The sequence below is a fragment of the Pseudomonas oryzicola genome (genome assembly GCF_014269185.2).
Lineage (GTDB): Bacteria > Pseudomonadota > Gammaproteobacteria > Pseudomonadales > Pseudomonadaceae > Aquipseudomonas > Aquipseudomonas oryzicola.
Map to the genome: position 1 here is coordinate 1836547 of NZ_JABWRZ020000001.1, position 13147 is coordinate 1849693.

Below are 13147 nucleotides of genomic sequence, written 5' to 3' on the forward strand. Positions count from 1 at the left end.
CTGGGCCCGGCATTGCACCGGGCGCAGCAGCCAGGCCTTCAGAGTTGTTGGCGAAGGATTCTGGAGAACCTGAACTGTTCTCCGTTGCCGCGATAGATGCTGTAGTTGATCAAGACCACTCTATGTCTGTTCTCATCGATGACGCTTCTGGGGACCTGGAAGTATTTTGGCTCATTTGGCACCAGCAACTCTTCCGTCGATTGCCAAGGGGTCGGATTTACCCCGTACAAGCGCACCCGTCCGGTGTGGTGTTTCTCTTGGTCCGGCGAAAGAATGGACACTGCGGCGGTAGGCTTTTCCGGTTGAGGGAAATACCATGGCGGGGGCAGTTCCATTCCTTGGCTATCGATCTTCAGGGTGTAGTCTGGCGAAGGGGTGACCCCGTTTACCGTGTAGCTGATCAGTACCGAGCGGCCAATGGCATCGATCACTTCGAGACGGGGTACACGGAAGATAAGCGTCTGTATCGCCTCGACCGGCAGTGTATCGCTCCAGTCAAAGTAAGGACCGTTCCATGTCAGTTTGATGCTCTGGCCAATCGTCATACCTGTGAAAGGCACTACGTGAACCTCCAGGAATTCGCCTTCATACATGGTGTCATGAAAGTTCAGGAATTTATTGGGTGCGTCTGGGATCACCGGTTGCTTGGGCGAAATGGCAGAACCTTCCACGCGGAACGGCAGCGGTGTGGACGCCCCTTTTCCAACAACCGAGTAGGTGACCACAACGTCCTTGTCTCGATTACCGGCGATAAAGGTGCCTGCTATCGCCGCTGTCTGCTCGCCAATCGCACTGACCCGGATGGTGCCGCCGGTGGGCAGCGGGGCGTTCCATTCCCAGTTGATAGAATCCAGCAGCTCCATGCCGGGGTAGTTGATGCGCAGGATGGTTGAGGGGCGATCGGCATCGAGCTTGCCGCCCTGCACACCGTCGACGCTGGCGATCGGCAGCGGCTGTGTACTGGCTGCCCTGACCAGAAGTGACAATTCCACCGAAGGTGGCAGCGTGCTCTCGGCGTTGCTGACGATGTAATAGGCCTTGACTTTGCCTCCGGCGATCAACCTGATGCGATCTGCAGGTATCAGGAACAACAGAGGCCTCGTATTATCGAGAACCTCCTGTGAATCAGTGTGAGGTACTGATTCCTCATCTGACGTCGTGCCATTCCAGTAAATCGTAATGCGGGCATTGTTTTCGATAGCGCGCGAGACGGGCACGATGAACCTTGCGCCGTCGGGTACCGCGGCCGGATCGAGTTCTCCTGTCGGGGCCTCGGGTACTTCCGGCTTTGCGAGCCTCACAGGTTCGCCACGCACGGGAAGTGAGGGGGTCATTTTCGACGGCCGGCGCTCATCGACGACATAACGTGCCTGCGCGGATCCTTGGCCCAACAGGATGACCTTCGAGTTGGGAACCTTGAACTCCAGGAATATAGGCACCGGGTCGGGGACTTCCATTTCCTTTTCATGATCGATGCGCTCGTTGGCGGCCGTCAGACCGCGCCATTCCAACTTTACATTCTGGCCGGACAGAATGCCGTCATAACGGGGCACCCAGACGATGGCGTCATCCGCGCCCAGAATGGCCAGGTCGATTTCGGTCACCGGTTTGCCGTTCATTATCACAGACGGTGCTTCTGGTGCGTTGGGGACTTCGATCTCCACATCCGTGTGCTTGTAAGGAGCCCACCTGGAGCGGTTGTTCACTCTGTCGCGAATTTCATAGGTCACCGGCACCCGGCCTCCACCTACCTTTTCGAGCATGGCGCGGTCAATCTTGACCTCTTGCTGTTTACCTATTTCCATCGATGGCAAGGGGGGCAGTGTGACTTTTTCGCCGCCCCAGGAGACCGTCAGAACATCGTCATAGTCCATGTGATCCCAAACTGGAACATAAACCGTGGCAAACTCGGCGTTAGCCGACACCGGGTCGGGTACCACGAAGGCAGGGGCCAGGTTCTCGTTGAGTTCGGGGGTGTCGGGGTATGGGTCTCGTCCACCGGGGACGGTGCGCTTGATCTCGACCGACGTTTCTTCAGAAGAGATTTGCCCTCCACCGATGAACAGGGTAAAGATGTACTTAACCTTATAGACACGGTCCTCGAGCTGTCTGAGCTCGCTGTTGGCAACCTTTATGTTCAGTACGCTGGGGTCGCCATCGTTCGCTATGTAGTACCCGACCCGGGTGTTGTCGAAAAAAACCTCTACGATGTCACCTTCATTGATTTTGGTATAAGGGCCAACCGTGACATAGATGGAACCCTCCGGGTCGTCCTCAATATCGACATAGCCAAGGCCACCATCCTCTGCTGCGGGAATGGACGGCCGAGGTAAATTAGCGGTGTCGTTGACACGTTCAGATGCGTTGTCGGGCATGTTCATAGGGCTTGCTCCAGGTGGCTGCGGGTGAGCTGCCAGCGTATGATCGGGTCGTTTCACCCACAACTGACATAACTACCAGGTGACAGGGCTTGATGCCTGTGCCCCCTGGTGCTGGCTATTGTTTGAGACCTACGACTTCGTAGGACGTGATGAATGAGGCGCACATTCCCACAGTCGAGGCGTTGTGCAGTTCCAGCGCCATGTGCTTGCCGAGACCGCACTCCTTGGTCGTCCAGTGATAAGCATGAGCGAATGGCCAGCGGCCGCCGAAGGCCGCCTTCAACTCATGCGCCTCTTGTTCGCTGGGCAAACGCGCGCCTTGGGCAGCGACGGCGCTCGACGCGTTGTTCCAGTTCGATCTGGGAAACTTGTAGACTTTCAGCACATTACTCACATTGACCGTGTACGCGCGGGTCTGGCCAGTGGCGTCGGTCACGCTGATTTGCGCAGTGCCGTTGCCTTTGGCGGTGACCAGGCCGTACGGGTCCACGGCTGCGACGCCGGGGTTGCTGCTGGCATAGGTGTAGGGCATCTTGCCGCCGCTGGCATGGCGTTCGACTGCATTGCTGCCCGGGGTGTAGACCGGTGCGACGCCAGGGTGGTCAGGAATGAGATAGGTCTTGCCGGCCAGGGCTACCGCCGTGGCGTCGAGGCCAAGCGGTGGGTCGATGTTATCCGCAGCGATGTAGTCGAAACGGGCCTGTTCGGCAGTGTTCGTGGGCAGGGTGATCTTGATCAGGGGCAGGTCGATGTTGGCCTTGTGGCGGAAGGTCAGGCGATCCTGCCAAGCGTCCTTCAGGCCCGCCGGGCTAGTATAGAAAAATGCCTGGATGGGTAGCTGGGCGGGAATGTTCTGCTCCCAGAGGCCATGCACCAGCTCGTTATGTTCGGTGAAGCGTTTGTCGCTCGGGTTGCCACTGCTCTTGGCCAGCAGGCTCTGGTAGAACGCCGGGCCGGCCAGATGGTTCTGGCTGTCGCGTACGTTGAAGGCACAGATCTTCGAGTTGTCGCCCCCTTGCTGGGTGTACAGCGTGGTCCATTGGGTTGCGCTGGTGATGCCCTGCAGCTCACAGGAAACGCTGGTCGGGTTGCTACCATATTGCCCGCAGCGGTTGCCGACGCGGTTGTCGGTCCAGCCATCGATGGGGTAGGAACACAACACATTGATGTCGATCTTGTCTGGTGGCGAGGCGAAAATCGGATACAGCACCATGCCGTTCTCGCCGCCCCACGGCATGCGCGCGAATTTGCTGTCCTGGCGCAGGTAGGAGAATGATACAGCACCGAGCTCCACGGCTGTCGGGCTTGGGTTCCAGGCGTCGTAGCGGGGCGAGTAGGTGGTAGTGCGCAGGATCACGCCGTTGCAAAGAAACGCTGGCCGGCTCGCACTGCCGCAGTCTTGCGCAGTGTCGCTGTAGCGCTTGGTCAATGCTTCGGCGGTTGCCGGGCCGTCGACGACAGTAAGCTGCGGCCCGGGTGGGGCCGGAATGGGGACGGGTGGCTGAGTTTGGCTGGAGCAGGCAGATAACAGCAAGGCCAGGGCTACTGCCCAGCCAACGGTAGGGGTTGTCATCGCGAGGTCCTTGTATGGCTGCGGTTGCGTGGAAAGCATTGCGGGGTTGGGCCAGGGCGCCTGGCAAAGCTCAGGCCCCTGGCCTGGCCAGCTGGCGTCATAGAGGCGGCACTTGCAGCTTTTCGATGTACAGCACCTCGGACACGAGCCTTCGCGGCTGCCCGCTACGCAGTACGGCATAGTTCAGCCATACAGGCTTGCCGCGATTCTCTACGAACCATGAGTGGTAGATTTTGATCCGAACGGTTTCAATCCGTGTGACAGTGAATTCCCTGGTATCGACAAAGTTGATTGGCGAGCTATACAGCCGAGCGCGCACTATGTCTCCTTCTCTCATGTGGAGGTAGCCGATCTGTAGTGTGTCGCTATCGCGTGGCAGGCTGGGCCGTGGCAGTGGCAGTAGCTGCGATTCCACCCTGATTTCACGGCTCTGGGAAATCTGCCAATCACTTCCCCCGGGCTTGCGCAGTGCGAAGTTCAGGTTCATGAGATTACCGGCAACGCCATAGAGCATGAACTTGGGCATCGCCACTATCAGCGGGCTGGGCGGATTGGCAATAGGGACTTCGGGCGCGTCGTAGATGACCTCGCCGATACGTCCGCGCACCCGGACGAAATCGCCTGTGGACATGCCCGTCGAAATCGGCACTCGGCAGGCCAGGGTTTCCCCGGGAATTTCGTAAAGCCTGTCGAGGGACAGGAATTGGTGCCCAGGATGGTCGCGGTCTGGTTCAGCTTGCGGCAGGCTGGGTGCCTCCCATGCTTTGTGTTTAGGGTTGGACATGGCGTTCTCCTGTTGTGGGTTTTCTCCGCCATGGTGCATAGCAATGCGCGCTGTGTAACCTGGCAGAAATGTCAGGTCGGCAGCAGGGCTGCGCTTGCAGGGCAAGGTTTTCCGCTGTCGTCGCAGCGTCGCGATCAAGGATCACGGCAATGCTCGATGCGCCGCACACCACGCCATGCGCACTTGCCAAACCCGCGCATTCCTGAGAAAACCACGCCCCCGAATCACAGCTTGGAGCCTGCCCATGAGCAGCGAATTGCAGATCACCGACCTCGTCGAAGGCGACGGCAAAGCCGCCGTCAAAGGCGCCCTGATCACCACCCAGTACACCGGCTGGCTGGCCGATGGCAGCGAGTTCGACTCGTCCTGGTCGCGCGGCAAGCCGTTCCAGTGCGTGATCGGCACCGGCCGAGTGATCAAGGGCTGGGACCAGGGGCTGATAGGCATGCGCGTGGGGGGCAAGCGCAGGCTGCAGGTACCGGCACAGCTGGGCTACGGCGAACGCAGCGTGGGGGCGATCCCGCCGAATTCCGACCTGACCTTCGAGATCGAATTGCTGGAAGTGCTGACGCGGGATGACTGAGAGCGCCGTGCCAGCCGGATTGCGTCTGGTTCGAGGCCGATGCCGTCGAGATGAAGGCCGCCCTGCCGGTGCCGAAGCCGGTACAGGCATCTATAATTGCTGGCCCACCCTCAGCTGAAGGAGCCAGCCATGCCCCTGGAAAAACACGGCACCTGCCTGTGCGGCGCCACCCGGGTTACGGCTATGGTCGATAACACCCACATCAGCGCCTGCCACTGCAGCATGTGCCGCAAGTGGACCGGCGGCCCGTTGCTGGTGGTGCATTGCAGCCAGCCACCGCTAATCGAAGGGCGTGCGCCCAGCGTTTACGATTCGTCCGATTGGGCCCAGCGCGGTTTTTGCGGCCAGTGCGGCACACACCTGTATTACCGGCTCAAGGCCAATGATTTCCATGCCGTGCCGGTCGGCCTGCTTGACGGTGACCAGGAATGGGCGTTCGACCTGCAGATCTTTGTCGAACAAAAACCCGCCTGGTATTGCTTCGCCAACCAGACCAGGGAGCTGACCGGGCAGCAAGCCTTCGACCAGCTCGGTTGATCCAGGCCGCGGACCTGATGATGGTGGCCGAATAGCCGGCAGCACTGGCGCGAGCAGATCGCGAGCACCGTTGCTGTCGGCGCACTTTTGCAACCCCAGGTTCTTTTGTCCTACACAATTTGGCAACAGCCATTGCCTAGCATGGTTTTGCCAGGGAGCGGCATCCACCGTCAGGGAGGAACCAAACGGGTTCAGGGCACTCTGACCCTCACTCGTTGCCAAGGATGGCATCCACTCCAAAGGATGTCTCGCAGCTGGCGGGCAATGTGGCGGGTAACCCGATTGTCTTCGCCACACGAGCCTGCCCTTGATGAAGTTGCCAATATTCTCATGCCGTCGTCGTCACCTGCTGCTGAGCCTGGTGCTCGCCGCCGTTGTGGTGCCGCTGGTGCTGGAGGCTGTCGAAAGCCGGGTGCAACCGGCGGATGGCACGCAAACCCTGGTGTTCCTGCGCCACGCCGAGAAGCCGGAAGAAGGCTTGGGCCAATTGAACTGCCAGGGCCTCAACCGAGCGCTGGATCTGGCCAGGGTGCTGCCCGAGCGCTTCGGCAAAGCCGATTACGTGTTCGCCGCCAACCCGTCGCGGCATGTCGAGGAAGGCAGCAAGGAGCAAAGCTACAGCTACATTCGCCCGCTGATGACCATTACCCCCAGCGCCATTCGCCTGGGCCTGCCGGTGAACATCGATTATGGCGCCAATGACACCGAAGCGCTGGCTGACGAGCTGTTGCGCGACAAGTACCGCAACGCGACCGTCTACACCGCCTGGTCGCACGGCTACCTCCCCGAACTGATCAACACTGTGGCCGGCAAGGCCCTGGGCGACCAGCGGGTGATCACCACGGACTGGAACGGTGACGATTTCGATACCCTCTACGTGCTCAAGCTGACCTGGCGCGACGGCAAGGCCAGCCTGCTCAGCCGCAACGTGCGCCAGGGGCTGGATGGTCGGGCTCGTGGCTGCCCGACCTGATCCGCAGGTGATGGATTGACCGTACCAGGAATCAACGACCGCAGCGCATCGGCCAACCCAGCACCTTCTTCGTCCGCGGCGTGGCATAGGTACGCACCTTGGAGGTACTCAGGCCCATGCGCGCCAGCGCTTCGGCAACGGTGACCGCCGCGCTGACGCCATCCACCACCGGCACGCCCGTGCGCAGGCGAATCTGCTCGTCCAGCCCGGCCATGCCGCCGCAACCCAGGCAGATCACCTCGGCCTTGTCGTCATGTACGGCGCGTTCGGCCTGCTCGACAATCGCCTCCACGGCGCGCTGCGGGTCGGCTTCCAGTTCCAGCACCGCCAGGCCACTGGCGCGCACCGAGGCGCAGCGCTCATACAGGCCGGACAGCTTCAGGCGGTCCTCGATCAGTGGCACGGTGCGGTCCAGGGTGGTGACCACCGAGTAGGCGTGGCCCAGATACATGGCGGTGCTGGCGGCGGCGTCGGTGATGTCCACCACTGGTACGTTCAGCAACTCCTGCAGGCCTTCGCGGCCATGCTCGCCGTAGCCGGCCTGGATCACCGCATCGTACGGGCCTTCGTAGGCCAGCACCCGGTCCATCACGGCGATGGCGGCCAGGTAGCTCTCAAAATTGCCTTCCACCGATTCGGCGCCGAACCACGGGGTCAGGCCGATGATTTCGGTACCGGGCGCGGCCACGCTGCGGGCCTGTTCGGCGATGGCCTCGGTGATGGCCGCGGTGGTGTTGACGTTGGCAATCAGGATACGCATGTGGAGTCCTCCCCGGTCAGTGGCTACTGTGGTCGACGGCAATGCATTCGCCGCTGACCTCGTGGTACTGGCGGTTGCGTGGCGCGATCAGCAGGTAGACCGCAGCGGCGATGCCGGCGCCGACCAGCCAGGAGAACGGCGCGATGCCATGGAAGTTCGGTACCAGGGCCAGGACGATGGCCAGCAGTGCGGCCGGCACGAAGGCGGCCACGGCGCGCAGGTTGATGCCCTTGCTGTAGTGGTAGGCCCCGGCCGGGTGCTCGGTGTATAGCTCCGGCACGTTGATGCGGCCTTTGCGCAGCAACCAGTAGTCGGCCATGATCACCCCGTACAGCGGGCCGAGCAGCGCGCCCAGGCCGGACAGGAAGTACACGATCACCAGCGGGCTGTTGTACAGGTTCCACGGCAGGATCAGCACCGCCAGGGTGGCGCTGATCAGGCCGGCACGGCGGAAGTTCAGGTGGCGTGGCGCCAGGTTGCTGAGCACGAAAGCCGGTGCGACGAAGTTGGCCATGATGTTCACTGCTACGGTGACGATCAGGAAGGCCAGGCAGCCAAGCACCAGGAACGGCGTGCTGGGGATGCTGGCGACGATCTGCGTCGGGCTGTCGATGACCTGGCCATTGATCTGGAACTGCGCGCCGCACAGCACCACGGTGATCATGGCGAAGACCAGGATGTTCACCGGCAGGCCCCAGAAGTTGCCCACGCGAATGGTCTTGCAGCAGGGCGAAGAGCGGGCGAAATCGCAGAAGTTCAGCACCAGGGTGCCATAGATGGCCAGCCACAGGGCGCCGCCGGCAAAGATGTTGCGCCACATCTCGTAGCCGCTCAGCGGCGCGGCCACCGACCAGGCGATGCGGGCGTCGGCCTGGACGTACATGAACACCGCCAGGGCGGCAACCGTCAGCAGGATCACCGGGCCGGCGAAGGCCTCGTAGCGGCGCACCATCTCCATGCCGTAGGCCAGGATCACCAGCTGCACCAGCCAGATCGACACGAAGCACACCCAGCCCAGGCTCGACAGGCCGAGGATGCTGTCGTGGTCGTAGGCGGCCAGGTGCGGCCACACGGCAGTGAGCAGCACCCGCAACACCACCGATGCCAGGTAGGTCTGGATGCCGAACCAGGCGATGGCGATGATCGCGCGGATCAGCGCCGGGATCTGCGCGCCGTGAATGCCGAAGGCGATGCGGCTGATGACCGGGAACGGCACGCCGGTTTTCTGCCCCATGTAGCCGGACAGGTTCATGAAGAAGTACACCAGCGCTGCGCCGATGGCCAGCGACAGCAGTATCTGCCAGCCACCCAGGCCGAGGGCGAACAAGCCCATGGCGAACGAGTAGTTGGCAATGTTGTGCACATCGTTGGTCCACAGCGCAAAGATGCTGTAGCGGCCCCAGCGGCGGCCGTGCAGGCGCGTCGGGGCGAGGTCGCGATTATGCAGGCGTGGGCTCAGGGCAAGTGCCGGCTGGCTGTCGGCAAGTGGCGAGGCGGGGTGGGTGCTGGCGACGGATAGTTCAGGGGCAAGGTCGAGGCTGGTACTCATTCCGGCGGGCTCCTGATGCACGTGGACTGCGATGAGCGGGCATGCGCACGGGCTCGCCATCTCGTCGGTGCAGCGTTGGCATCACTGGGTTCAGGGTGCGGCGGCCGCTGTTGGAGCGGCGCCGCGGGTTCTTGTGTATTTATGTTTCGTTTAACTTGTATACAAAACACGAACACACAAAAGCGAGTTCCGTGCCAAAGGAAAACCAACCAGGAAGATGCCGTCATCTTTAATCTGTGGTTATTACCGGTAACTTTATGAAATACAGAAAATATAATTTGACCGATCGAACAGCTTTATATTTTTCAAGCGCCTATTATTTGATCGTTTGGTCAAGCTTTTAAGTGGGCGTGGTGTAACGCATTGGGGCGTTAAAATGGAAAGTGCACACAAAAATGGCACTTATGGTGACATTATTGTGTACAAAAAATAGTCAGATTTTTCTGAGCCGGCCTCTTCGCGGGCACAGACTCAATCCATGGGTGGCAACCGCCGCTTCACCGGGCTTTTCTTGATGATTGCAGTATTGGTCTCGGCCACCGTATAGAGGCGGTCGAGCAGGGTGTCCAACTGTTCCATCGAGCGCACATGCAGCCGGGCAATGAAACAGTCGTCGCCGACCACCTTGTCGCACTCGGTGAACTCGGGGATGGCGATGATCTGCCGCTCCACCTCCTGCAACTGCCCGGGCAGCGGGCGGATGCGCACGATCGCCTGCAGCTGGTAGCCAAACGCGCGGGGGTCGACGTCTACGGTGTAACCACGCAACACGCCGCGTTCCTCCAGGCGGCGCAGGCGTTCACTGACGCTGGGCGCTGACAACCCGCTGATCTGTGCCAAGGCCTTGAGCGAACGGCGTGAGTCTTCCATCAGTGCATTGATCAGCAATTGGTCGATGGCATCGGTCATGGTCACCTCGTAAGGTCGTTTGGATGATTTGCCTTGATAGTAAAGGTAGCTCGGCAAATCTACCTTCGATATCCGCTGGAAGGCCTCCCGGAAACATTTGCATACTGTTGCCGTCATCGACAGGAGGTGTGAAATGGATAGTTCGTTGCGCCGTGGTTCGCTGGAAATGGTCGCCGCCATGCTGATTTCCGGGACCATCGGCTGGTTCGTGCTGGTGTCTGGCCAGCCGGTGCTCGAGGTGGTGTTCTGGCGTTGCGTGTTCGGTGCCGTGACCTTGCTGGCCATTTGCGCAGGCTTTGGCTTCTTGCGGCCGGGCGTAATCAGCCGCACGGCATTTCTGCTGGCGATTGCCAGCGGTGTGGCCATCGTCGGCAACTGGGTGCTGTTGTTCGCGTCCTACTCGCGGGCATCGATTGCCATCGGCACGGCGGTATACAACGTGCAGCCGTTCATGCTGGTGGGGCTGGCGGCAGTGTTCCTGGGCGAAAGGATCACCCTGGCCAAGGTCACCTGGCTGAGCGTGGCGTTCCTCGGCATGCTGGCGATCGTCAGTGCCCATGGCACCGGGCAGGGTGGAGGTGGCGACTATTTGCTGGGTATTGCCCTGGCGCTGGGGGCGGCCTTCCTGTACGCCATCGCAGCACTGATCATCAAGCGCCTGAGCGGCACGCCGCCGCACCTGATCGCGTTGATCCAGGTGGCTACCGGTGTGCTGTTGCTGGCGCCCTGGGTCAAGCTGGGCGGGTTACCGGGTCAATTGCCGGCGCTGGCCAGCCTGGTGACCTTGGGCATGGTGCACACGGGCCTGATGTATGTGCTGCTGTACAGCGCCATCCAGCGTTTGCCCACGGCATTGACCGGGGCGCTGTCGTTCATCTACCCGATTGCAGCGATATTGGTCGACTGGGTGGCCTTTGGGCATCGTCTGGCGCCGCTGCAGTGGCTGGGGGTGGCGCTGATCCTGCTGGCGGCGGCGGGGATGCAGCAGGGCTGGTGGTTCCGGCCCAGGGTGATGGCGGTCAAGGACCACTGAGGCCGCTTTGCGGCTTGCCGGCGATAGGGCGCAAAGCGCCCTCAGGGGGTAGAATGCCGCTTTTGCCAGCTTGCGATCCCTGATGACTTCGCCAATCCAGACTCTTGAGCAACACCTGCTCACCGCCCTCGACCCTGCTCCGCAGGAAACCCGCCGCCTGTTCCACGGTCGTGGCCGTTGCTGGGCGGGCCTGGAGCAGGTCACCGTCGACTGGTTGCAAGGTGTACTGTCAGTGGCCCTGTTCCGCGAGCCGCCCGAAGGTCAACTGGCCGAACTGGAAGCCATGCTGCGCAGCCTCGCCGAGCGCCCACAGTGGACCGGCCAGGCCATCCTCATGCAGCACCGTTACCTGCCCGACAGCCCGGGCCAGTGGCTGCTGGGCGAGCCATGCCAGCAACGCGAAGTGGTCGAAGACGGCCTGACCTACCTGCTCGACCTGGGCGTGCGGCAGAACAACGGCCTGTTCCTCGACATGCGCTATGGCCGGCGTTGGGTGCGCGAGCAGGCGGCGGGCAAGCGCGTGCTGAACCTGTTCGCCTATACCTGCGGTTTCTCGGTAGCGGCAATTGCCGGGGGCGCAGAGCAGGTGGTGAACCTGGACATGGCCAAGTCGGCACTGTCGCGCGGGCGCGACAACCATCGGCTGAATGGCCATGACGCGTCGCGCGTGGCGTACCTGGGGCACGAGCTGTTCAAGTCGTGGGGCAAGGTGCGCAAGTACGGGCCTTATGACCTGATCATCATCGACCCGCCGACCTTCCAGCGCGGCAGCTTCGTGCTGACCCAGGACTACGCGAAGATCCTGCGGCGCTTGCCGGAGCTGTTGAGCCAGGGCGGCACGGTGCTGGCGTGCGTGAACGACCCGGGAATCGGGCCGGAGTTTCTGATCGAGGGCATGGCGCAGCAGGCGCCGTCGCTGGCGTTTGTCGAGCGGCTGGAGAACCCGCCCGAGTTTCCCGATGCGGACCCGGCGGGCGGGCTGAAGGCCTTGGTGTTCCGCCAGGGCTGAGGTTGCCTGCACTGGCCGGCGACAGGGCCGGCCAGGCCTGCAGCAATTACTGATTGGTGTAGATCTGGTCGAACACCCCACCATCATTGAAGTGGGTCTTCTGCACGGTGCGCCAGTCGCCGAAAGTCTTCTCCACCGACAGGAAGTCCACTTTCGGGAAGCGGTCGGTGTACTTGGCCAGTACCGTTGCATCGCGCGGGCGCAGGTAGTTCTGCGCGGCAATTTCCTGTGCCGCTGGCGACCACAGGTACTTCAGGTATTCCTCGGCCACTGCCTGGGTGCCTTTGCGCGCCACTACCTTGTCGACCACACTCACCGGCGGCTCGGCCTCGGCCGACACGCTCGGGTAGACCACTTCGAACTGGTCGCGGCCGAATTCGCGGGCGATCATCTCGGCTTCGTTCTCGAAGGTCACCAGCACGTCACCGATCTGGTTGGTCATGAACGTGGTGGTCGCGGCGCGGCCACCAGTGTCGAGCACAGGCGCCTGCTTGAACAGCTTGGCGACGAATGCCTTGGCTTTGTTCTCATCGCCACCCTGCTTGAGCACATAGCCCCAGGCCGACAGGTAGGTGTAGCGGCCGTTCCCCGAAGTTTTCGGGTTGGGCACGATTACCTGCACGCCATCCTTGAGCAGGTCGGGCCAGTCTTTCAGAGCTTTCGGGTTGCCTTTGCGCACGATGAACACGGTGGCCGAGGTGAACGGCGCGCTGTTGTTGGGCAGGCGGCTTGCCCAGTTGTCCGGCACCAGCTTGCCGTTGTCGGCCAGCGCGTTGATGTCGGTGGCCATGTTCATGGTGATGACGTCGGCCGGCAGGCCGTCGATCACCGCACGCGCCTGTTTGCTCGAGCCGCCGAAGGACATCTGCACGTTGACCTTTTCGTTGTGCTCGGCTTCCCAGTGCTTCTGGAAGGCCGGGTTGTAGTCCTTGTAGAAGTCGCGCATCACGTCGTAGGAAACGTTGAGCAGGGTGGGGGCGGCCTGGGCCAGGTTGCCCAGGGCAAGGCCTGCGGCGAGCAGCGAGGCGGTGAAGAGCTTTTTCACGTTGCTTCCTT

12 protein-coding genes are annotated in these 13147 nt (G+C 61.6%); 5 read left to right on the forward strand and 7 right to left on the reverse strand.

The window, feature by feature from the left end; all coding sequences use genetic code 11:
• Positions 1-38 precede the first annotated feature (38 nt).
• From HU760_RS08345 to HU760_RS08355, 3 genes are all read right to left on the reverse strand, one after another.
• The gene (locus tag HU760_RS08345; protein WP_186680094.1) at positions 39-2381 is read right to left on the reverse strand and encodes a hypothetical protein; all 2343 of its coding nucleotides are present in this window, start codon (positions 2379-2381) and stop codon (positions 39-41) included.
• 115 nt (positions 2382-2496) lie between these two features.
• The gene (locus HU760_RS08350; protein WP_186680091.1) at positions 2497-3954 is read right to left on the reverse strand and encodes an immunoglobulin-like domain-containing protein; all 1458 of its coding nucleotides are present in this window, start codon (positions 3952-3954) and stop codon (positions 2497-2499) included.
• Between the two features lie 97 nt (positions 3955-4051).
• Positions 4052-4738 carry a hypothetical protein gene (locus tag HU760_RS08355; RefSeq protein WP_186680088.1) on the reverse strand — a complete coding sequence of 229 codons (687 nt, stop codon included), beginning with the start codon at positions 4736-4738 and terminating at the stop codon, positions 4052-4054.
• A 244-nt stretch (positions 4739-4982) separates the two neighbouring features.
• Between HU760_RS08355 and HU760_RS08360 the strand changes: the two genes are divergently transcribed.
• The 3 genes from HU760_RS08360 to HU760_RS08370 all read left to right on the forward strand — a co-directional run bounded on the left by HU760_RS08360 (position 4983) and on the right by HU760_RS08370 (position 6831).
• The gene (locus HU760_RS08360; RefSeq protein WP_186680086.1) at positions 4983-5321 is read left to right on the forward strand and encodes an FKBP-type peptidyl-prolyl cis-trans isomerase; all 339 of its coding nucleotides are present in this window, start codon (positions 4983-4985) and stop codon (positions 5319-5321) included.
• A gap of 129 nt (positions 5322-5450) precedes the next feature.
• On the forward strand, positions 5451-5858 hold the full coding sequence (locus HU760_RS08365) for a GFA family protein (RefSeq protein WP_186680083.1): 408 nt from the start codon (positions 5451-5453) through the stop codon (positions 5856-5858).
• Positions 5859-6168: 310 nt separating this feature from the next.
• A complete protein-coding gene (locus HU760_RS08370) occupies positions 6169-6831 on the forward strand; it encodes a histidine phosphatase family protein (protein WP_186680080.1) in 663 nt (220 codons plus the stop codon).
• Positions 6832-6862: 31 nt separating this feature from the next.
• Here the strand turns inward: HU760_RS08370 and HU760_RS08375 are convergent, their stop codons facing one another.
• The 3 genes from HU760_RS08375 to HU760_RS08385 form a co-directional block, all read right to left on the reverse strand.
• Complete coding sequence (locus HU760_RS08375) at positions 6863-7591, reverse strand: aspartate/glutamate racemase family protein (RefSeq protein ID WP_186680077.1); 729 nt, start codon at positions 7589-7591, stop codon at positions 6863-6865.
• Positions 7592-7607: 16 nt separating this feature from the next.
• On the reverse strand, positions 7608-9140 hold the full coding sequence (locus HU760_RS08380; protein ID WP_186680074.1) for an NCS1 family nucleobase:cation symporter-1: 1533 nt from the start codon (positions 9138-9140) through the stop codon (positions 7608-7610).
• 471 nt (positions 9141-9611) lie between these two features.
• The gene (locus HU760_RS08385; protein WP_186680071.1) at positions 9612-10049 is read right to left on the reverse strand and encodes an Lrp/AsnC family transcriptional regulator; all 438 of its coding nucleotides are present in this window, start codon (positions 10047-10049) and stop codon (positions 9612-9614) included.
• Positions 10050-10182: 133 nt separating this feature from the next.
• On the opposite strand from HU760_RS08385, the gene HU760_RS08390 reads away from it, so the two are divergent.
• Together HU760_RS08390 and HU760_RS08395 are read left to right on the forward strand one after the other, a co-directional pair.
• A complete protein-coding gene (locus HU760_RS08390) occupies positions 10183-11082 on the forward strand; it encodes a DMT family transporter (RefSeq protein WP_186680069.1) in 900 nt (299 codons plus the stop codon).
• A gap of 82 nt (positions 11083-11164) precedes the next feature.
• A complete protein-coding gene (locus tag HU760_RS08395) occupies positions 11165-12091 on the forward strand; it encodes a class I SAM-dependent methyltransferase (protein ID WP_186680067.1) in 927 nt (308 codons plus the stop codon).
• A 46-nt stretch (positions 12092-12137) separates the two neighbouring features.
• Here HU760_RS08395 and HU760_RS08400 read toward each other — a convergent pair whose 3' ends face one another.
• Positions 12138-13136 carry a sulfate ABC transporter substrate-binding protein gene (locus HU760_RS08400; protein ID WP_186680065.1) on the reverse strand — a complete coding sequence of 333 codons (999 nt, stop codon included), beginning with the start codon at positions 13134-13136 and terminating at the stop codon, positions 12138-12140.
• Positions 13137-13147: the final 11 nt, after the last annotated feature.